The sequence below is a fragment of the Thermovibrio ammonificans HB-1 genome, from assembly GCF_000185805.1.
Taxonomy (GTDB): domain Bacteria; phylum Aquificota; class Aquificia; order Desulfurobacteriales; family Desulfurobacteriaceae; genus Thermovibrio; species Thermovibrio ammonificans.
In genome coordinates, this window is sequence record NC_014926.1 from 929,003 (window position 1) to 949,201 (window position 20,199).

A 20,199-nucleotide genomic window follows, 5' to 3' on the forward strand; every position below is an offset into this window, starting at 1 on the left:
GCGGTATGAAGGGGGTCACCACGCGCCGTCGTCGCCGAAGGACCTCAGGAACTTACGCCAGTCTTTACCTTCGCGAACCCTGTTGGCGCCGAAGTCATCGGCCATCTCGTCCCAGCCCCGGCCTACGTGGTAGGTTGCGTGAATCGGGCCGGGAGAGTGGAGCCCCCCTTTAACGTCTCCCGTTACATCGGAGTGGCAGGAGCCGCAGGTTACCTCCCAGCTTACCGGGTTACCTGCGTAGTAGGTTGTCCCCCCGATTGTTATGGAATCTGTGGCGTTTAGGGTTTGGGAGATGGGGTTTCCGTTGATGTCCTTGAGTGTAACCGGTCCGTGGGCCTGCGCCTGGAGGGTTAGTCCCATTAGGAAGGCCGAAGAAATTGAGAGAGTTGTCTTCCAGCGCCGTTTAACCATACTTCACCTCCCCTAATTTACAATTCCTAATTTAGTATATCTCTTATTTTCTAAATGTCAAAGCAGATTATGAAATAATAAAATTTCTATTATCAACTGTTGATTCCGGGGTTTTTATATTAGAAGTGAGCCGTCCATCTAAAGAGGAAAGCTATAATTTGCCAAGACGGGAGCAATAAAGATGGTTAAAGTGTTCGATGCCGACAGGAAGTTGGCCCGGGTTCTCTGGAAGAGGAGGGTAAAGAGGGCGAGGGCCTTTAGGCTGTCGCTCCTCTTTCCGGGCCTGGGCCAAGTGTACCAGGGAAGGCTCTCTGCCGGAGTTGCCTTCTCGGTTATAGGGCTGTTTCCCCTCTACTACCTCTACCTTGTGGGGAAAGGGCTCAACTACGGGACGGTTACGCTACTTGCCGCCCAGGGGCTTCTCTACGGCCTTCAGGCCCTCGATGCCAAAAGGGGAGCTTCCCGCGAAACCTCCCCCTGTGAGGACCGCTGCCCCGCCTCCGTTGCCGTCCCCGCCTTTTTGAGCTTCGCCCAGGAGGGGAAAATCCACGAAAGCTATGCCGCCTTCTGCGTCAAATCTCCCTTCCCCTATATTCTGGGGCGGCTCTGCCCTGCACCTTGTGAGTCGGTCTGCGGGGTCCTGCCCGGCAGGCCCCTTAAGATAAAGGAGCTCCACCGCCGGGTAGGCGAGAGGCTCCTTTCAGAAGTTGAAGTCGTTAAAAGGTCACCCTTTTTCCCTCCCGCAGGCCGTAAAGTCGCGGTGATAGGCGGAGGGCTTGCCGGAATTACCGCCGCCTACTACCTGGCCTCCATAGGCGTTGAGGTTGAGATTTTTGAGAAGGAAGAGCAGCTGGGCGGCCTTCTAAACTACATCCCCGACTTTAAGCTCGACTTTGAGCTTGCCCGCAAGGAGCTGAAGCTCTTTACCTCTTTTGAGAACATTAAAGTTCACCTCGGGGTGGAGGTCCGCTCGCTTCCTGAGAATTTCGATGCCTACGTGGTTGCCGTGGGGGCCCAGGTTGAAAAGAGCTTCAACCCCGCCGGCTACACCGGCTCCTTTCTGACTCCCCTGAAGTTCCTCAGGGAGCCTCCAAAGCTAAAGGGTAAGAGAGTTGCCGTTGTAGGGGCGGGCGACACTGCCTTCGACGTTGCAAGGCTTGCAAGGCGGCTCGGAGCAGAGGTCGACGTTCTCTACAGGGGGAGGAGGGAGAGCGTAAAGGCTCAAGAGGCGGAAGTTCGGGCCGCCATCTCCGAGGGGGTTAACCTCTACACCGGCTGCGAGTTTAAGGGGGCAGAGGGCAAACGGCTGATTTTCAGCTGCGGTAGTTCAGACTACGACTACCTCGTTCCCGCCGTAGGCTTTGAAGTAGATAGAGAGCTCATCGGCGGGCTCTCCTCCGAGAACAGCTTCATCACCGGAGACGCCGCCACGGGTATGACCACTTTCATCGAGGCCGTTTCAAGGGCAAGGCAGACCGCCGTCGCTGTGGCCCGGAAGCTCGGCCTGGGCCTAAGGTGCTGGTTCGACGAGGATTTCTATAGGGAGAAGCCGAAGGGCGCTAAGAGTTGCGGGTTCATCTGCTCCGAGGCCTCCCTCTGCGAGCACTGCGGCCAGAGCGTAAGGAGTTAGTGAAACTTAACAATATGAGGAATATATTAAGTCTCAAATAGATGGAGGCACCTTCAGGGATGGAAAAGGAGGAGAAGCTCGCCCCGAGACTCGAAGACTACCTGGAAACCATATACCTGCTCGAGTCCCAAAAGCGTGTTGCCCGGGTTAAAGAGATAGCCCAGGCCCGCGGCGTTAAGATGCCCACCGTGAGCGAGGTTCTGAAGCGGCTCTCCAAGAAGGGTTACGTTCTCTATGAGAGTTACGGCTACGTTAGGACCACCAAGAAGGGCAGGGAGTACGCCCAGAAGCTCTACAGGAAACACAGGGCGCTTATAACCTTCCTGAAAGACGTTCTGAAACTCCCGAAGGAAGTTGCAGAGAGGGAAGGGTGCCTCATGGAGCACCACCTCTCATCCGAAACCGTTGAGCGGATTGAAAAGCTTACAGAGTACCTGAAAGAACGCGGAATAGACCCTTTCGGAGACGGTAATGGTTCAGACACAGTCGATTCTTAACCCTGAGCTCGTTGAAGATAGAGAGCTCCTACCCGTCGCAGAGAAAGTTGAGGCCGGTCAGAGGCTCTCCTTTGAAGACGGTGTGAAGCTCTTTAAAACCCACGACCTCCTGTCCCTCGGGAGGCTTGCCGACTTTGCCAATAGGAGAGTTAACGGTAGCGTTGTCTACTTTACCGTTAACCGGCACGTTAACCTTACCAATATCTGCGTTGGAACCTGTAAATTCTGTGCCTTCAGGAAGAGGAAGGGGGAAAAGGGCGCTTACCAACTCACCGTAGAGGAGCTTGAGAGGAAGCTCCTTGAAACTCCGGAAGTTTCCGAAATCCACGTTGTAAGCGGGCTCCACCCCGACTGGGGGCTAAAGGAGATAAAGGAATTCTTAAAAACAATCAAAAGACTAAAACCGAGGGCCAAAATACAGGCCCTTACTGCTGAAGAAGTTGACTACCTCTGCAGGAAGGAGGGGCTGGAGCCCGAGGAGGTCCTGAAGGAGCTGATAGAGTGCGGGCTCGACGCCCTTCCGGGCGGAGGCGCGGAAGTCTTCAGCGGGAGGGTGAGGGAGAAGCTCTGCCCGGAGAAGCTCTCGGCCGAGAGGTACCTTGAAATCCACGAAACGGCCCACAAGCTCGGTATAAGGAGCAACGCCTCCATCCTTTACGGCCATATAGAAACGGTAGAGGAGCGTGTAGAGCACCTTCTAAGGCTCAGGGAGCTTCAAGACAGAACCGGCGGCTTCATGGCCTTCATCTCCTTTGCCTACCAGCCAAAAAACACCCAGCTGGGAGGGAACTTCACCACCGGGTTCGACGACCTCAAAATGCTTGCCGTTGCAAGGCTGTTGCTCGATAACTTCCGCCACGTAAGGGCCTTCTGGATAACCCTCGGCGAGAAGCTTGCCCAGGTCTCCCTTCACTTCGGCGTAAACGACCTCGACGGAACCGTCGTTGAGGAGACCATAACCCGCTCTGCCGGAGCTTCCGGCGGCTCCTACATGCCCAAAGAGAGGCTCATAAAACTCATAAAGGAGGCGGGAAAACTACCCGTTGAGAGAGATACCCTTTACAACGTTATCAGAGTTTACCAGTAGAGGTGACTATGGAGCTTCAAATCAGAGATAGAGAGCTTTGGCCCATAGCAGAAAAGGTGCTGAGCGGTAGGCGACTCTCCTTTGAAGACGGTGTGAAGCTCTTCAAAACCCACGACATTCACACCCTTGGCTACCTTGCCAACTACGTTGCAGAGAAGAAAAACGGCCCCTTTGCCTACTTTAATGTTAACCTCCACGTTACTCCCACTAATATCTGCGTTGGAACCTGTAAATTCTGTGCCTTCAGGAAGAGAAAAGGGGAAAACGGCGCCTACGAGCTAACAATAGACCAGATTCTGAAGAAAATAGAGGAGTACAAAAGGCAGAACCCCGGCCTTACCGAGGTTCACATAGTTGGAGGCCTCCACCCCGACTGGAACTACAGCTACTACATAGATATCGTAAGGGCCGTAAAGGAAGCCTTCCCCGATATCCACATAAAAGCCTACACCGCCGAGGAGATAAAGTACATATCCGAGCTCGGGGGCAAAAGCGTAGAGGAGACCCTTATAGAACTGATTGAAGCGGGCCTTGGCTCAATACCGGGAGGTGGAGGCGAGATATTTGCCGAGTCTGTGAGGTCAAAAATCTGCCCGGATAAAATCTCGGCCAGAGAGTACCTTGAAATCCACAAAACCGCCCACAGGCTCGGCATAAGGAGCAACGCCACTATGCTCTTTGGTCATATAGAGAGCGTTGAAGACAGGGTAGACCACCTCCTGCGCCTCAGGGAAGCGCAAGACGAAACCGGCGGCTTTATGACCTTTATTCCCCTTGCCTTCCACCCTAAGAACACCGAAATTCCGGGAGCCAACTACACCACCGGCTTCGATGAACTTAGAACCATAGCAGTTTCAAGGCTTCTCCTCGATAACTTCCCCCACGTGAAGGCTTACTGGATTATGCTCGGAGAGAAGGTTGCCCAGATTGCTCTGCAGTTCGGTGCCGACGATATAGATGGTACCGTTACCGAAGAGGATATTACACAGGCTGCCGGTGCAAGGGCCGGTCAGTTCATTCCGAAAGAGAGGCTTGTAAGGCTGATAAAAGAGGCGGGAAAAGTTCCCGTTGAGAGGGATACCCTTTACAACATCATACAGGTTTACGAGGAGGTAGCACTATGAGCGAGAACACTATACTGGGAATTATTTGTACCGTCATCGCCATTTTGTTACCCCTCTCTTTTGCGGTTCTTGCCTGGAAGCACACTCTGAAAGAGAAAAAAGCCCAGGAAGAGAAAAACCTGAAAGAGCGTTAGTTGGGGTTTGGCGTTGGAGGGAGGGGGAGCGCCGGTTCTTGGGTTGTTCACCCTAATATCGTAAAATTTTATGGTTAACATAAAACGGGAACAGAAAGCCACAGAAGAAGCAACCAAAATAACAGTCCAAACCAAGGAAAGAACGGTAAAGCCTCCAACCGAAAGGAACAAATAAAGAAGTAAACGCCGAGGCCGAACCCTTCAACTTCTTCGTCTGGGGAAACCAAGAGCCTTTCCACTCTGACAAACGGGGAGAAGCACCGGGAAAGGGGCAGAAGGCGGAAGTCCGGGAAGGCATCACTTACTAACCGTAAAATTTTGTGGTTAGCAAACTAACCAATAGGTTACATTGAAAAATCCAATAATCCTGTATTAAGATTATTGATAGAACCGGTTAATTCTGGAGGGAGACGATGGAGAAGGGAAAACTGGTAGTGTGGCTTGAAGAAGTAGGAATAGAAGACGTTCCGCTTGTAGGGGGGAAGAACGCCTCACTTGGCGAGATGATGAAGGCCCTCAAACCGAAAGGGGTAAACATACCGGACGGATTCGTTATAACGGCGGAAAGCTACAGGTACTTCATAAAGTACAACAACCTTGAAGAGAAGATAAGAGAAGTCCTAAAAGGGCTAAACGTTAACGACGTTGACGACCTGCACAGAAGGGGAGAAAAGGTAAGGGAGCTGATAAAGAGCGGCAAGTTTCCCCAAGACTTAAAAGAGCTGATAAAGAGATACTACAGGGAGCTCTCTGAGAGGTTCGGAACAGAGAACGTAGACGTTGCAGTCCGCTCCTCGGCCACAGCAGAAGACCTCCCCAACGCCTCCTTTGCCGGCCAGCAGGAAACCTACCTGAACGTTCGCGGCATAGAGAACCTGCTCAACTCTGTTAAAAAGTGCTTCGCCTCTCTATTTACCGACAGGGCAATCTCCTACAGGGAGACATTCGGCTTCGACCACTTCAAAGTTGCCCTCTCCGTAGGTGTTCAGAAGATGGTCCGCTCAGACCTTGCCTCCTCCGGCGTAGGCTTCTCGCTGGATACCGAAAGCGGTTTTAAAGACGTTGTACTGGTAACGGGCTCTTACGGCTTGGGAGAGATGATTGTTAAGGGAGCGGTAACGCCGGACGAGTGGCTCGTTTTTAAGCCTACGCTGAAAAAGGGATTCAAGGCAATAATCGAGAAGAAACTGGGTGACAAAAAGCAGAAAATGGTTTACGGAGACAGCGAAAAGGAACCGGTAAAAGTCGTCCCCGTTCCCCTCGCAGACAGGGAGAAGTTCTGCCTTACAGACGACGAAGTTCTCACCCTTGCCAAGTGGATAACCGAAATAGAGGAGTACTACTCCAAGAAGCACGGCAGGTGGACGCCCATGGACGTTGAGTGGGCAAAAGACGGAGAGAGGAACGAGCTCTACATAGTTCAGGCAAGGCCCGAAACGGTCCACTCCCACAAAGACTACTCAAAAATAACCGTTTACAAGGTTACAGAACCACCGGAAGAGAGAGAGAAAAAAGTACTCGTTAAGGGAATTGCCGTAGGCAGGAAGATAGCCACGGGAACGGTAAAAGTCCTGATGTCGGTAGAGGAGGCCGACAGGTTCAACGAGGGAGACGTTCTCGTAACCGATATGACCGACCCGGACTGGGAGCCCATAATGAAGAAGGCCTCTGCAATAGTCACAAACAGGGGAGGAAGGACGTGCCACGCCGCCATTGTCGCCAGAGAGCTGGGAGTTCCGGCGGTTGTGGGCACAGGCAACGCAACCGAAGTTCTAAAGGAAGGGCAGGAGGTAACGGTCTCCTGCGCGGAAGGGACCGTAGGCTACGTTTACGAGGGGAAAATAGCCTACGAGGTTGAAGAGGTTGACCTAAATACCCTTCCCAAGCCAAAAACCCCCATTATGTTCAACATAGCAACTCCGGAAGGGGCCTTCGACCTGTCGTTCCTACCCAACGCAGGAGTGGGCCTTGCAAGGGAGGAGTTCATAATCAACAACTACATAGGCATCCACCCCAACGCCCTCATCAAGTTTGACGAAATTAAAGAAAAAGACCCGCAGCTTGCGGAGGAGATAGAGAGAAGAACCAAAGGCTACAGCGACAAACGTAAGTTCTACGTAGACAAACTCGCCTTCGGTATAGCAAGGATAGCGGCCGCGTTCTACCCGAAGCCGGTAATAGTAAGGTTTTCCGACTTCAAGTCCAACGAGTACGCAAACCTGCTAGGCGGAAAGTACTTTGAGCCGAAGGAAGAGAACCCGATGCTCGGCTGGAGGGGAGCTTCCCGCTACTACTCGGAGAACTTTGCCGAGGCCTTCGGCCTTGAGTGCCTTGCGATAAAGAAGGTAAGGGAAGAAATGGGCCTTGAAAACGTGATAGTTATGGTGCCCTTCTGCAGAACCCCCAAGGAGGGTAAAAAAGTTCAAGAAGTTATGGAGCGGTTCGGCCTGAAGAGGGGAGAGAAAGGCCTGAAGGTCTACGTAATGTGCGAAATTCCCTCAAACGTAATCCTGTTTAAGGAGTTTGCTGAGGAGTTCGACGGCTTCTCCATAGGCTCTAACGACCTGACTCAGCTCACCTTAGGGGTAGACAGGGATTCATCGCTGGTTGCCCACATCTACGACGAGAGGAACGAGGCGGTGAAGTGGATGGTCGGCAGGGCCATCGAAGAGGGTAAGAAGTACAACAGAAAGGTGGGAATATGCGGTCAGGCCCCATCCGACCACCCCGACTTTGCCCAGTTCCTCGTTGAGAAGGGAATAGACACAATATCCATCAACCCCGACTCAATACTGGAGGTTATAAGGGCGGTTTACGAAATAGAGAAACGGCTGGGACTCCACTAAAAGAGAGAGGAGGGAGAGATGAAGGTCGCCTTCTTTGAGCTTGAAGGTTGGGAAGAGCCTGTAATAAGGGAGACTTTAGAGCCCAAAGGGTTTGAAATTGTAACCCTCAGCCGAGAGCCCCTGAAAGAGAGCGATATAGAGAGGATAAAAGATGTAGAGGCCCTTTCGGTATTCATCTACTCTAAGGTAGATAGAAAGGTTATAGAGACCCTCCCCAACCTCAAGATAGTTACCACCCGCTCTACGGGGTTCGACCACATAGACGTGGAGGCGGCAAGGGAGAGGGGTATTGCGGTCTGTAACGTTCCCGATTACGGAATGGAAACCGTTGCAGAGTACGCACTGCTTATGATACTGGCCCTGCTGAGAAAGCTAAAACCCACTATAGAGAGGACCTGCAGGGGAATCTTCAGCAGAGAAGGCCTGAGGGGTCACGACCTTGCAGGGAAAACGGTAGGCGTAATCGGAACGGGAAGGATAGGGGCAAGGCTTGTAAAGCTGCTCTCGGGGTTCGACGTTAAGGTTTTAGCCTACGACGTAAAGCCCAAAGAGGAGCTGGTAGAGCGATTCGGGGTGGAGTATGTAAGCCTTGAGGAGCTTCTCTCCCGCTCCGACATCGTCTCACTCCACGTTCCCTACCTTCCATCAACCCACCACCTCATAAACAGGGAAAACATCAAGCTGATGAAAAAGGGGAGCTACCTTGTTAACACTTCACGGGGAGCGGTTGTAGAGACCGATGCCATAGTAGAGGCCTTGAAAGAGGGGAGGCTCGCCGGAGTAGCCCTCGATACTTTCGAAGGAGAAGAGGTGTGGACGGAAGAGGAGCTGATAATCTTCAGGGGCGAGAAGGACGTATCTCCGGAAGTTTTAAAGAAAGCAATAGAGACCTTCGCCCTTGCCCAGTTCGATAACGTTATACTCTCTCCTCACAACGCCTACAACACCCACGAGGCCATTATGAGAATCCTCACCAAAACGCTGAAAAACCTGGTAGAGTTTAAAGAAAAGGGACGGTGCACCTACCCGGTTTACAAATAACAACAAGGAGGGAGGATGAAGGTAAAGTTTGAACTCTCGCACTTTCCGGAGAAGAGCTACGAAGAGGTGCTCGAGGAGGTAGAGGCGAGAAAACTAGTCAACCCGGAGAAAATGCCCTTTTCCAAGCTTCCGTGTGAGGAGGAGCTCTTAAAAATCAAACGGGAAGTCGAGAAGCTAAAGGAAAAGAGCGACACCCTCGTGGTTGTGGGAATGGGAGGCTCCTCGAGAGGAGCAAAGGCCCTCCACGAGGCGGTTGGAAAAAAGGATGAAAAGCTCAAATTCCTCGATAACGTTGACCCGAACCTGATTTCGAAAACCTTTAACGAGCTCAACTGGGAGAGGAGCTCCTTTGCGTTCATCAGTAAATCGGGAAGGACCCTTGAGACCGTAACGGTTATGAACCTGGTTTTAGACCAGCTGAAAAAGCGCGGGCTCAGCCCCCAAGGGAGAACCGTTTTCATAGGAGACCCGGGCAACAGTTTCCAGCAGCTTGCCCGAGAGCTCGGCTCGGCCTTTATCCCCATCCCCAAAGAGGTGGGGGGAAGGTTCTCGGTGTTCACGGCGGTAGGCCTGGTGCCGGCGATGTTTGCCGGCTACTCGGTGGAGAAGCTCCTTGAGGGGGCGTTCGACCTGCTGGAGACTCCACTTCCGGCCCTCTACCTTGCGGCGGCCAAGTACCTGCACTACCAGGCGGGAAGGAAGATATCGGTGGTTATGCCCTACTCCTCTTACATGGCCGAGTTTACAGAGTGGTACGTTCAGCTCTGGGCCGAGTCGCTGGGAAAGGAGGGCAAAGGGCAGACGCCGCTGAAGGCGGTGGGGACCGCGTCGCAACACGCGATTCTGCAGCTATTCATGGACGGCCCCGACGATAAGTTCTTCCAGCTCTTCTTCGTTAAACACTACGCCGAGGACCCGAAGCTCCCTCAAGAGTGCTACATACTACCGTTCCTTGCAGGGAAAAAGGTGTCGGAGGTTATGGAGGCCGAGTTCAAGGGAACCGTTCACGCCCTAAAGAGCAGGAACAGGCCCATGGTGATTTTTGAGATGGAGGAGCTTTCGGAGTACCAGATGGGCTACCTGTTTATGGGTTACATGGTTGCGGTAGTGGTTATGGGGAAGCTCTTAGGGGTGAACCCTTACGGCCAGCCGGCCGTTGAAATAGGCAAAAAGGTTGCAATAGAAGAGCTCAGGAGGGAGAGCAATGACGAAGGAGGTATGCAGTGAGAGAGAGGTTGAAGAACTAAACCGGGAGATAGTAAACAGGCTCCTTAAAGGGGCCCCCGGTGAAGAGGAGACCTCGGTAATCCTCTGGAACAACAAGAGGGTATGGGGGAGGGGGGATAAACTGAAAATAAGAATAAAAACGCCCTGGTCCCTAAAGGAGGCCCTAAAGCAGTTCAACGACCTCTCACTTGCAGAGAGCTACATATACGGCCTCATAGACCTTGAAGGGGACATCTTCCTACTGTTCCCGCTGGTGGACTGGATACTCCAGAGGCGGTGGCCGCTGAGCGAGAAGGTGAAGCTCTGGAGGCTCATAAGGCGACTGCCGGGAGAGGCCCAGATAAAACGGTGCTGGGCCGAAGTAGACGGTGAGCTTCACTCCATAGAGAGAGATAAACAGGCGATACAGTACCACTACGACGTGTCAAACGACTTCTACCGCCTGTTCCTCGATAGAAACATGGTTTACTCCTGCGGCTACTTCAGAACACCCCACGACTCCTTAGACAGGGCCCAGGAGCAGAAAATCGACTACATCTGCAGGAAGTTGATGCTAAAGCCCGGCGAGCGGTTCCTCGATATAGGCTGCGGCTGGGGTGCCCTAATCATACACGCCGCAAAGAAGTACGGCGTTTACGCGCTGGGGATAACCCTAAGTGAAAACCAGTACCGCTACGTGAAGGAGAGAATAAAGGAGGAAGGGCTTGAAGGTCGGTGTGAAGTTCTACTCGCCGACTACAGGGAGCTCAACGAGCCCGAGAGCTTCGACAAAATAGCAAGCGTAGGAATGTTTGAACACGTAGGCCAGAAGAGGGCCCTCACCTACTTTAAACAGGCCTACAACCTGCTGAAAGAGAAGGGAATCTTCCTAAACCACGCGATAAGCTGTAACTACCATGAGTTCGGAAAGCCCGCCTCCCAGTTCATAAGGAAGTACGTATTCCCCGACGGAGAGCTCCTGCCCATCTACCTAACCGTTGAGAAGGCAGAGGAGGCCGGCTTTGAAGTAAGGGACGTAGAGTGCCTGCGGGAGCACTACACACTCACCCTTATGCACTGGGTCAGAAACCTGGAGAGGAACTACAAAAAGGCCGTTGAGATTGCCGGAGAGGAGCGCTACAGAATCTGGAGGCTCTACATGGCCTCCAGCGCCTACCAGTTCCTCACAAACCGAATAGGGCTCTACCAAACGCTCCTCGTAAAAACGGCAAAGGACGGCTCATCGGGCTTTCCGCTAACACGGGAACACTTATACCGGGAGGGGTAATGAAGGCGGTTGTCATGGCCGGGGGCTTTGGAACCAGAATCCAGCCCCTTACAAATTCTCTGCCCAAGCCTATGCTCCCGGTCGTGAACCTCCCCATGATGGAACACACGATGAAGAAGCTCGTTGCCCTCGGGGTAGAGGAGTTCGTGATACTCCTCTACTACAAACCCGAGGTGATAAAGGAGTACTTCGGGGACGGCTCAAGACTGGGGGTAAAGGTAAACTACGTTCTGCCGGAGGCAGACTACGGCACCGCAGGCGCCGTAAAAAAGGCCCAACAGTTTCTAAACGAAACCTTCATAGTAGTAAGCGGCGACGTCATAACCGACTTTGACTTCAGGGAGATAGCGGGGTTTCACGAGTTCAAAAAATCCCCGGTTACCATAACGCTTACTTCGGTATCGAACCCCCTACAGTTCGGAATAGTGATAACCGACAAAGAGGGGAAAATACTAAAGTTCCTTGAAAAGCCCGGATGGGGAGAGGTCTTCAGCGACACAATCAACACGGGCATTTACATAATGGAGCCCGAAGTTCTCGACTTCATACCCGAGAACGTCCCCTTCGACTTCAGCAAAGACCTCTTCCCGCTCCTGATGGAGAAAGGGATTGAGCTGTTCGGCTTTAAAGCCCAAGGCTACTGGAAAGACGTAGGGAACCCCGACGCCTATAGGGAGGTCCACCGGGACATCCTTCAAGGGAAGGTGAAGCTTCAAATTCCGGGAAAACTCGTAAAGCACAGGGAGGGCGTTCTCTTCCTGCAGGGAGATGCGGAGATTCCCAAGAGCGTCAAAATCAGGGGGACCGTTGTTGTAGGCAAGGGCGTAGAGGTCGGAGAGGGCACCCTCCTTGAGAACACGGTGATAGGCCCCGAAACCGAGGTGGGTAAACGGTGCCAGCTGAGGGAGTGTATCCTGTGGGACAGGGTAAAAGTGGGAGACGACTCCAAACTCAGAAATACCGTTATCTGCTCCTTTACAGAGCTGGGAAGCGGGGTAACGGCCCTGAAGGGGGCCATCATAGCCGAGAAGGTGAAAATAGAGGACAACGTCCAGATTGCCAAAGACGTTGTTATATGGCCGGAGAAGTTCGTTGAGAGCGGCTCAATAGTCTCCTCAAACCTGGTTTGGGGAGAGAGGTGGAAGCGCTCCCTCTTTGAGGGGGGCAGAATATCGGGAAGGATAAACGTTGAGCTCTCTCCGGAGCTTGCGGCAAAGCTGGGAGCCGCCTTCGGAAGTACCCTGCCCGAGGGGAGCTGGGTATACACCAGCAGGGACTACCACAGGGCCTCCAGAATGATTAAAAGAGCCTTCGTTTCCGGCCTCCTCTCTACAGGGGTGAACGTTTTAGACCTGAGGCAGTTCCCCCATCCGGCCATGAGGTTCCTCCTCGAGAACACGAAGAAAGTGGCCGGAGTCCACTTTGAGGCCTCTGTAGGCTCCCCCGGACACACCGACATTCTCTTCTTCGACGAAAACGGTCTGCCAATAGACACAAACCGGGAAAAGGCCATAGAGAGGATTTTCTTCAGAGAGCGCTTCAGAAGGGTCGGACCCTCTGAAGTGGGGCTGATAAAGGAGAGCTCCTACGCCGCAGACAGGTACCAGCGGGCAATAGAGGAGTCTATAGACCACAAGATAAAGCAGCCTTCGTACCGGGTTGTGGCCGACCTTATGAACGGCGTTTACTCGGCCCTATACCCCGAGCTCCTGGCCCACTTTAAGGTGGAGAGCGTGGTTTTAAACTCCTACTTCTCCGAGGAGAAGATAACCCACCTACCCATTCTGAAGGAGAAGGCCCTGTGGAGCGTTCCCCGAATAGTGAAGGCAACAGAGGCAGACATCGGGTTCATCATCTACCCCAACGGAGAGCGGTTAAAGGTCATATCGGATACGGGGGAGTTCGTTCCCAACTACAAGCTACTGCTGCTGTTCCTGTTGGCCCTCGACAGGGCGGTAGAGCAGCAGGTAAAGGTGCTGGTGCCCGTTAGCTGCCCCTCCGTTTTAGACGGCAAGCTGAAAAACGTTATAGTTGAGAGGGGGAAGCTCAGGGGAATAAAGGCAAACTTACTGAGGCAGTTTGCCCTTGTAGGGGACCTAAACGGCAGGTTCATATTCCCCGAGTTTTCCCTATCGCCCGACGCCGTTTACGCAAGTATAAAGCTCCTTGAGCTCATGAGCTTCAGCAACGCATCGGTCTCGGAGCTTCTCTCGGCCATTCCCCCGTTCTTCTTTAAACACGTGATAGTGAGCTGCCCCTCCTCTAAAAAGGCGAAACTGATGAGGAAGATATCGGAAGAGGCAATGGAGAAACGGGCCTCTTTCATAGACGGCGTGAAAATCTTCTTCAACGGCGACTGGATACTCCTGATTCCCGACCAGTTCACAGACAACCTCCACATCTTCGTCCAGACCGAAAAAGAGGAGAGGGGCAGAGAGCTTCTAAACCAGTTCAACAGGAAGATTGAAAAATGGATAGAGGAGAAAGAGTAAAACTGGTTCTCCTGTGGCACATGCACCAGCCCCTCTACAGGAACGGGATAACCGGCGAGTACGAGATGCCCTGGGTGTTCCTCCACGGGATAAAGGACTACTACGACATGGCCTGGCACGCATCCAAGTTCGAGGGGCTGAAAGTTACGTTCAACCTTACGCCGGTTCTGATAAAACAGCTTAAAGAGTACGGAGAGGGGAAGGCCAACTGCAAATTCCTCGAGCTGATGAAGAGACCCGTTAAAGAGCTCCAAAACCACGAGAAGCGGTGGCTGCTGCAGTTCCTCTTCCACGGAAACGTTGAAACCATGGTGAAGCCGTTCAAACACTACTACGAGCTCTTCCTCCGGTTCGAGAGAGAGAGCCAAGAGGGGAGCTTCCTGAAAAACCTAACAAGCCAAGACTTCTTAAACCTTGAAGTGCTGTTCTTGCTTTCGTGGTGCGGCAGGTACCTGAGGGAGAACTCAAGGGTCGTAAAGAGACTCGTAGAGAAAGAGAGCGTTTTCTCCGAAGAGGAGAAGCTGGAGCTCATAGGAGAGCTGCTCAGGTTCACCGGCAAGGTAATTCCCCTCTACAGCCGGCTCAGCAGGGAGGGGAAGGTAGAGGTATCGACAACCCCCTACTACCACCCGATACTCCCCCTGCTCTTAAACATAGAGGCGGCAAAGGAGAGCACTCCCGACGTAAGGCTCCCTGCGCTCCACGTGAACTTCAAAGACGACGCCGAGCTCCAGACCGAAAAGGCCATTAAAGAGGTAAAGGAGCTCTTCGACTTTAAAGGGGGAGTGTGGCCGGCAGAGGGGGGCGTAAGCGAGGAAGCCCTGAAGCTCCTGAAGGAGAAAGGGGCAAACTGGTGTGCAACCGACGAGGAGGTTCTGTTTAAGTCTTTAAGCAGGCGCTTTGGAACCAGGGAGCCCCTGTACAGAGTCTACAGCTACGAGGGACTGAAACTGCTGTTCAGAGACAGGGAGCTCAGCGACCTGATAGGGTTCGTCTATAAGAGCTGGAGGGAGGACGACGCTGTAGAGGACTTCACCGGAAGGTTAAAGAGAATAGGTGAGCAGTTCAAAGAACCTGTTGTAAGCGTGATACTGGACGGGGAGAACTGTTGGGAGTTCTACAGGGAAAACGGCTACCCCTTCAGGGAGAAGCTCTACAGGACGCTCTCCCAGCTTGAGTGGGTGGAGAGCGTTTTCCCCAGCGAGCTTGAAGCCACCGAGAAGCTCGAAAGGGTGGTTGCAGGAAGCTGGATAGGGGGAAACTTCCTCACCTGGGTGGGAGACCGAGAGAAGAACAGGGCCTGGGAGCTTTTGGGGATAACCAAGCTCAACCTGGAAGAGGAGAGGGAAAACGATAACTACCGGAAGGCAAAGGAGAAGCTCCTTGCAGCCGAAGGGAGCGACTGGTTCTGGTGGTTCGGTAAGGGACACTACACCCCCTTCTCCCAAACCTTCGACAGGCTCTTCAGGAGTAACCTCATAGCGGTGTATAAGCTCCTGAACAAAACCATACCCCAGGAGCTCTTCACCCCCATAAGTAGGTTCAAGAGCTCGGCCTCTGAGCCTCCGAGGAACTTCGTAAAGGCCCAGGTAGACGGCCAGGTAACAAGCTACTACGAGTGGCTCGAGGCGGGCAAGGTAGACCTCTTAGAGTTCTCAACGATGGCAACCCAAGGCTTTGTAATGAGGGAGCTCTACTACGGCTACGACCGCAACGGAAACCTTTACCTAAGGGTAGACGGCGACTGGAAACGGCTGAAAGGGCGCCGCTTCCAGGTGGTTTTTGAGATATCCGGTAAGGAGAAAAAGAGCTTCACCGTGGAGCCCAACGGAACCGTTACAGGGTGCAAAGGTGCCAAGGGGGCCCTGAACAGAATCCTCGAGGTGGAGATACCTGCAGAGTGCCTGAGTGAAAGGGGCAGGCTCTACCTTACCGTAAAGCTCGTTGTAGACGGCAAAGTTGTGGAGGAGGCCCCGTTCCTCAGCTACGCCCTCCTGGACCTGAGCAGGGACTTTTCAAGCGAATGGATGGTGTGAAAATGGGAAAGCTTCTCTTCGGGGTTCACAACCACCAGCCGGTTGACAACTTCAGGGAGGTTGTAGACTCCGCCGTAGAGAGGGCCTACAGGCCCTTCATAGAGGCGGCTGCCAAGGTTGAGCGGTTCAAGTTCGCCCTCCACTTCAGCGGCTGGCTCTTCGAGCAGGTAAAGCTACGACACCGGGAGCTTTTTGAGCTCATTCGGAAGCTGGTTGAGAGGGGCCAGGTTGAGCTCGTAACGGGAGGTTTCTACGAGCCGGTGCTGGCCTCAATCCCCGGCGACTACAGGAAGGCCCAGGTTGAGAAGATGAACGCCTTCTTGAAGGAGAACTTCGGGGTAGAGCCGAAAGGGCTCTGGCTGACAGAGAGGGTGTGGGACGACTCAATAGTTAAAGACCTTACAGAGCTCGGGGTGGAGTGGACGGCGGTAGACGACTACCACTTTATAGCCGCAGGCTTTGAGAGGGAGGAGCTTCACGGCTACTACCTAACGGAGAGCGAAGGGAGGGTTTTGAAGCTCTTTCCGATAGATAAAAGGCTCCGCTACCTGGTTCCCTTTAAACCGGTTGACGAGGTTTCGGGATACCTAAAAGGGGCAAAAGGCTTAAGAACCCTCTTCGACGACGGGGAGAAGTTCGGTGTTTGGCCGGGAACCTACAGCTGGGTTTACGAAAAGGGGTGGCTCCGGAGCTTCTTAGAGCTTGTAGAGGCGGGGGAGGTTGAAACCCTGCACTTCAGCCAGGCGGCAGAGGAGAAGGCCAGCGGAATAGCCTACCTGCCGTCGGTCTCCTACTACGAAATGGGGGAGTGGAGCCTTCCGGCCGAAAGGTTCAAGGAGCTCCAGGAGGCAAAGGAACTCCTCGAGAGGGAGATGGGCCCCGGAACCCCCGAGAAGCTCCTGAGGGGAGGCATCTGGAAGAGCTTCTTCGTTAAGTACCCCGAGAGCAACTACATGCACAAGAGGATGCTGAAGCTCTGCTCTCTGGGGGTAAAGAGCGGCAGGTTCACCGAGAACCTGCTCAAATCCCAGTGTAACGACGTGTTCTGGCACGGAGTGTTCGGCGGCATATACCTGCCGGTCCTGAGGGACAACTTCTGGCGCTACACGGTTGAGGCCACCAAGGAGGCCGCTGAGGCGGGCCGCCTGAAGCTCCCCCTAATTGAGGACTTTAACCTCGACGGCCTCGAAGAGGCCCTGATTAGGGGGGAGGAGCTCCTCGTGGGAGTAGGCTCCCTGGCGGGGGCGGTAGTTGAGCTATCTCTTCTCAACCCGCCCTTTAACGTACAGGCCGTTGTAAGCCGCCACACGGAAGGCTACCACATCTACAGCAGGCAGCGGAAAAAAGAAAACGAGGGGATATCGACAATCCACGAACTGGAGGCGACCTTCAAGGCGGAAGACGTTCCGAGGGACTGGCACAGGAAGGACTCCTTCATCTGCCACTTCTGCCCGAACCCGGTTACGGAAGAGGAGCTCCTCTTTGAGCGCTTCCGTGAGGTGGGAGATTTCGCAAACCAGCCCTTTGAGCTGAAGCTACTGGGCAGCTCTGTTACAGCCGAGAGGAGGGGAGCCCTATACCTTGAGGAAGGGGTGTTCAAAACCGTAGTGAGGAAGAGCTTCACCCCCACCGGCAGGGGCCTCCTCTACCGGCAGGAGATTGAGAGCGACTTTAAGGGGAAGCTCTACCACCTTCTGGAGCTCAACCTCCACTTTACGGAAATCCCGCGCCTCGGGCGCAAAGGAGGAACGGTAACCCTGGAAGATAAAAACCTGGGCAAGAGGATAAAGCTCTCGCTCTCTGTGCCCTTCGAGCTTCTGCTCACTCCCCTTGAAACCTTCCACCAGAGCGAGAGGGGACTTGAGAGAACCCTGCAGGGCGTAACTTTGGGCTTCCTAATACCCTTTCGGGGAAGCCTTAAAACAACAGTTAACCTCGAGGTAGAAAATGTCTGAGTTCCGCTACAACTACCTGTGGGATACCTGGGTAATCATAGCCCCGGAGAGGGAGCGAAGGCCCCACGACTACCCTCCCCACACCTACGGGCCCCAGAGCCCGCCGGAGAAGTGCCCGTTTGAGCCGGGAAAGGAGAACCTTGCACCCCACGAGATATTTGCAGTAAGGGAACCCGGCACAGCACCCGACACGCCGGGGTGGAAGATAAGGGTGGTGCCGAACAAGTACCCGGCCCTGAGAATAGAGAACCCTCCGCTACCCGAGGGCAGGTGCCTCTACGACACGGTGGGGGGCTTCGGGGCCCACGAGATAGTGGTGGACACCCCCGACCACTACAAGCACCCCCACAACTTCTCGGTAGAGGAGATGAAGCTCCTCCTCTACGTTTACAGGGAGAGAATGAAGAGCCTCTACGGGGATTACAGAATCAGGTACGTCCTGGTGTTCAAAAACTACGGGCGGGAGGCGGGAGCCTCCCTGAGCCACTCCCACTCCCAGATAATAGCAACGCCCCAGGTACCCAAGCTGATTGACACCGTAGTCAGCCAGAGCAGGAAGTACTTCACAGAGAAGGGCAGGTGTTACCTGTGCGACGAAGTGAAGTTCGAGCTCAACGAGATGAAGAGGGTCGTTTACGAAAACGAGGAGTTCCTGGTTTACTGCCCCTTCTACTCCATCTTCCCGTTTCAGATGAGGATAACGCCGAAAAAACACGGGCACGACTTCGCCAAGCTCTCCGACCAGGAACTCTACCTGCTCGCAGACGCCTTAAGGCTCGCCCTGCGGAAGCTCCACAAAACCCTCGTTAACCCTCCCTACAACTTCTTCATCCACACCGCCCCTCCCCCCAGGGAGGAGCCCAGAAGGCCCCACTACTACACCGGGATAGAGCGGTTCTTCCACTGGTACCTCGAGATTCTGCCCCGGGTTTCGGTACCCGCAGGCTTCGAGTGGGGAAGCGGCTACTACATAAACCCAACAACCCCCGAAAGCGCCGCTAAGTTTCTGAGAGAGGTTGTGCTATGAGAGTCCTCTTTGTATCCAGCGAAATATACCCGTTTGCGAAAACGGGCGGTCTGGCCGACGTTTCCTACTCACTGCCGAAAGCCCTGAGCCAGGTAGGGGTTCAGGTCTCAACGGTGATGCCCCTCTACAAGTGTGTAAACACCGAAAAACACCGCATAAAGCCCACCGGAGAGAGCGTAGAGGTGGAAATAGGAGCCGGGAAGTTCACCTTCGAGCTCTACAGGTGCGGTAACCAGGTAACCCACTACTTCCTAAAGAACGACCGGCTGTTCGGCAGGGAGTTCCTCTACGGCACTCCCTACGGAGACTACCCCGACAACGACGTCAGGTTCGGGAGCTTCTGCTGGGCCGTTGCACAGCTCGTGAAAAGGGGGAGCTTACGGTGCGACGTTATCCACACAAACGACTGGCAGGCGGCCCTGATTCCGGTCCTGGCCAAGGAGAAGCTGAAGCTGCCGGTTAAAACCCTGCAGACCATACACAACATAGCCTACCAGGGAATATTCCCCAAGGAGGCGATAGAGCGGCTGAGCTTAGGCTGGGAGCTCTTCCACATGGAGGCTTTGGAGTTCTGGGGCAAGGTAAACTTCCTCAAGGGGGGAATCGTCTTCGGCGACGCAGTAAACACCGTCAGCCCCACCTACGCAAAGGAGATAACAACCCCGGAGTTTGGCTACGGCCTCGACGGCGTCCTCAGAAAGTACAGCTACAAGCTGTTCGGGATACTCAACGGGATAGACTACGACGTGTGGAACCCCGAAACGGACCCCCACCTGTACGTAAACTACACCGAGGCCTCGGTTAAGAGAAAAGAGGAGAACAAAGAGCTCTTCCTCGAAGAAACGGGGCTTAAGGGAAAGGAGAAGCCGCTCTTTGTATTCATCGGGAGGTTCGCAAAACAGAAAGGGGTAGACCTGATACTCCGGGCATCGGCCCGGCTGGCACAGATGCCTGCAAACTTTGCAATTCTCGGCTTCGGAGACGAAGCCTACAACGAAGCCTTCCAAAAGCTAAACGAGCTTGAAAACTTCTTCGTTAAAGTTGCATTCGACGAGCCCCTGAGCAGGAAGATGTACGGCTCTGCCGACTTCCTACTGATGCCCTCCCTATACGAGCCGTGCGGGCTCAACCAGATGATAGCCATGCGCTACGGCACCTTGGTAGTTGCCAGAAAAACCGGAGGGCTCGCAGACACGGTTGTGGACATCTCAGAGCCGGGAGGTTACGGGATTCTGTTTGAGCCTTTCACCCCCGAAGCCTTTACCGAGGCCGTTGAGAGGGGGGTGAAGCTCTACTGGAACAGCCGGGAACGGTTCTACAGCCTAAGGAGGGCAGTTATGGAGCTTGACTTCTCCTGGAATGCCTCGGCTCTAAAGTACACCCGCCTTTACGAGAACCTCCTGGAGGGGAAACTCAATTAGAGGT

Annotated in this window: 15 protein-coding genes; 14 read left to right on the top strand and 1 reads right to left on the bottom strand. The window is 53.8% G+C overall.

Annotated features, from left to right (window positions below; translation table 11 throughout):
- Nucleotides 1-15: 15 nt before the first annotated feature.
- On the bottom strand, nucleotides 16-411 hold the full coding sequence (locus THEAM_RS04865) for a hypothetical protein (protein WP_013537719.1): 396 nt from the start codon (nucleotides 409-411) through the stop codon (nucleotides 16-18).
- A gap of 181 nt (nucleotides 412-592) precedes the next feature.
- Between THEAM_RS04865 and THEAM_RS04870 the strand changes: the two genes are divergently transcribed.
- The 14 genes from THEAM_RS04870 to glgA all read left to right on the top strand — a co-directional run bounded on the left by THEAM_RS04870 (nucleotide 593) and on the right by glgA (nucleotide 20,195).
- Nucleotides 593-2,041, top strand: coding sequence for an FAD-dependent oxidoreductase (locus THEAM_RS04870; protein WP_013537720.1), 1,449 nt, complete (start codon nucleotides 593-595; stop codon nucleotides 2,039-2,041).
- Between the two features lie 59 nt (nucleotides 2,042-2,100).
- Nucleotides 2,101-2,538 carry a metal-dependent transcriptional regulator gene (locus tag THEAM_RS04875; RefSeq protein WP_013537721.1) on the top strand — a complete coding sequence of 146 codons (438 nt, stop codon included), beginning with the start codon at nucleotides 2,101-2,103 and terminating at the stop codon, nucleotides 2,536-2,538.
- Nucleotides 2,513-3,625 carry an aminofutalosine synthase MqnE gene (gene mqnE / locus THEAM_RS04880; RefSeq protein WP_013537722.1) on the top strand — a complete coding sequence of 371 codons (1,113 nt, stop codon included), beginning with the start codon at nucleotides 2,513-2,515 and terminating at the stop codon, nucleotides 3,623-3,625. Before THEAM_RS04875 ends, mqnE (THEAM_RS04880) begins: the two co-directional genes overlap by 26 nt.
- Before the next feature lie 8 nt (nucleotides 3,626-3,633).
- Nucleotides 3,634-4,749, top strand: a complete 1,116-nt coding sequence (gene mqnE, locus THEAM_RS04885; protein ID WP_013537723.1) for an aminofutalosine synthase MqnE — start codon at nucleotides 3,634-3,636, stop codon at nucleotides 4,747-4,749.
- The gene (locus THEAM_RS09650) at nucleotides 4,746-4,883 is read left to right on the top strand and encodes a hypothetical protein (RefSeq protein ID WP_013537724.1); all 138 of its coding nucleotides are present in this window, start codon (nucleotides 4,746-4,748) and stop codon (nucleotides 4,881-4,883) included. Before mqnE (THEAM_RS04885) ends, THEAM_RS09650 begins: the two co-directional genes overlap by 4 nt.
- A 413-nt stretch (nucleotides 4,884-5,296) precedes the next feature.
- Nucleotides 5,297-7,729 (top strand): phosphoenolpyruvate synthase, encoded by a 2,433-nt coding sequence (gene ppsA / locus THEAM_RS04890; protein WP_013537725.1) that lies wholly within the window; start codon nucleotides 5,297-5,299, stop codon nucleotides 7,727-7,729.
- 18 nt (nucleotides 7,730-7,747) lie between these two features.
- Nucleotides 7,748-8,770 (top strand): hydroxyacid dehydrogenase, encoded by a 1,023-nt coding sequence (locus THEAM_RS04895; RefSeq protein ID WP_013537726.1) that lies wholly within the window; start codon nucleotides 7,748-7,750, stop codon nucleotides 8,768-8,770.
- 15 nt (nucleotides 8,771-8,785) lie between these two features.
- Nucleotides 8,786-9,997 (top strand): hypothetical protein, encoded by a 1,212-nt coding sequence (locus tag THEAM_RS04900; RefSeq protein WP_013537727.1) that lies wholly within the window; start codon nucleotides 8,786-8,788, stop codon nucleotides 9,995-9,997.
- Nucleotides 9,975-11,264: an SAM-dependent methyltransferase gene (locus THEAM_RS04905; protein WP_013537728.1), complete on the top strand. Its 1,290-nt coding sequence runs from the start codon at nucleotides 9,975-9,977 to the stop codon at nucleotides 11,262-11,264. Before THEAM_RS04900 ends, THEAM_RS04905 begins: the two co-directional genes overlap by 23 nt.
- Nucleotides 11,264-13,756 (top strand): sugar phosphate nucleotidyltransferase, encoded by a 2,493-nt coding sequence (locus THEAM_RS04910; RefSeq protein WP_013537729.1) that lies wholly within the window; start codon nucleotides 11,264-11,266, stop codon nucleotides 13,754-13,756. Before THEAM_RS04905 ends, THEAM_RS04910 begins: the two co-directional genes overlap by 1 nt.
- Nucleotides 13,735-15,792 carry a glycoside hydrolase family 57 protein gene (locus THEAM_RS04915; RefSeq protein ID WP_013537730.1) on the top strand — a complete coding sequence of 686 codons (2,058 nt, stop codon included), beginning with the start codon at nucleotides 13,735-13,737 and terminating at the stop codon, nucleotides 15,790-15,792. The genes THEAM_RS04910 and THEAM_RS04915 overlap by 22 nt, the downstream gene beginning before the upstream one ends.
- A gap of 2 nt (nucleotides 15,793-15,794) precedes the next feature.
- Nucleotides 15,795-17,747 carry an alpha-amylase/4-alpha-glucanotransferase domain-containing protein gene (locus THEAM_RS04920; protein ID WP_013537731.1) on the top strand — a complete coding sequence of 651 codons (1,953 nt, stop codon included), beginning with the start codon at nucleotides 15,795-15,797 and terminating at the stop codon, nucleotides 17,745-17,747.
- Nucleotides 17,740-18,774, top strand: a complete 1,035-nt coding sequence (gene galT / locus THEAM_RS04925) for a galactose-1-phosphate uridylyltransferase (protein WP_013537732.1) — start codon at nucleotides 17,740-17,742, stop codon at nucleotides 18,772-18,774. The genes THEAM_RS04920 and galT overlap by 8 nt, the downstream gene beginning before the upstream one ends.
- Nucleotides 18,771-20,195, top strand: a complete 1,425-nt coding sequence (glgA, locus tag THEAM_RS04930; RefSeq protein WP_013537733.1) for a glycogen synthase GlgA — start codon at nucleotides 18,771-18,773, stop codon at nucleotides 20,193-20,195. The genes galT and glgA overlap by 4 nt, the downstream gene beginning before the upstream one ends.
- The last annotated feature ends 4 nt before the right edge of the window (nucleotides 20,196-20,199 follow it).

Coding starts and splice junctions, on each gene's coding strand:
- THEAM_RS04905 (WP_013537728.1), top strand. CDS start 9,975: ATGACGAAGGAGGTATGCAGTGAGAGAGAGGTTGAAGAACTAAACCGG.
- THEAM_RS04895 (WP_013537726.1), top strand. CDS start 7,748: ATGAAGGTCGCCTTCTTTGAGCTTGAAGGTTGGGAAGAGCCTGTAATA.
- THEAM_RS04920 (WP_013537731.1), top strand. CDS start 15,795: ATGGGAAAGCTTCTCTTCGGGGTTCACAACCACCAGCCGGTTGACAAC.
- THEAM_RS09650 (WP_013537724.1), top strand. CDS start 4,746: ATGAGCGAGAACACTATACTGGGAATTATTTGTACCGTCATCGCCATT.
- glgA (WP_013537733.1), top strand. CDS start 18,771: ATGAGAGTCCTCTTTGTATCCAGCGAAATATACCCGTTTGCGAAAACG.
- ppsA (WP_013537725.1), top strand. CDS start 5,297: ATGGAGAAGGGAAAACTGGTAGTGTGGCTTGAAGAAGTAGGAATAGAA.
- mqnE (WP_013537723.1), top strand. CDS start 3,634: ATGGAGCTTCAAATCAGAGATAGAGAGCTTTGGCCCATAGCAGAAAAG.
- mqnE (WP_013537722.1), top strand. CDS start 2,513: ATGGTTCAGACACAGTCGATTCTTAACCCTGAGCTCGTTGAAGATAGA.
- THEAM_RS04900 (WP_013537727.1), top strand. CDS start 8,786: ATGAAGGTAAAGTTTGAACTCTCGCACTTTCCGGAGAAGAGCTACGAA.
- THEAM_RS04870 (WP_013537720.1), top strand. CDS start 593: ATGGTTAAAGTGTTCGATGCCGACAGGAAGTTGGCCCGGGTTCTCTGG.
- galT (WP_013537732.1), top strand. CDS start 17,740: ATGTCTGAGTTCCGCTACAACTACCTGTGGGATACCTGGGTAATCATA.
- THEAM_RS04910 (WP_013537729.1), top strand. CDS start 11,264: ATGAAGGCGGTTGTCATGGCCGGGGGCTTTGGAACCAGAATCCAGCCC.
- THEAM_RS04875 (WP_013537721.1), top strand. CDS start 2,101: ATGGAAAAGGAGGAGAAGCTCGCCCCGAGACTCGAAGACTACCTGGAA.
- THEAM_RS04915 (WP_013537730.1), top strand. CDS start 13,735: ATGGATAGAGGAGAAAGAGTAAAACTGGTTCTCCTGTGGCACATGCAC.
- THEAM_RS04865 (WP_013537719.1), bottom strand. CDS start 411: ATGGTTAAACGGCGCTGGAAGACAACTCTCTCAATTTCTTCGGCCTTC.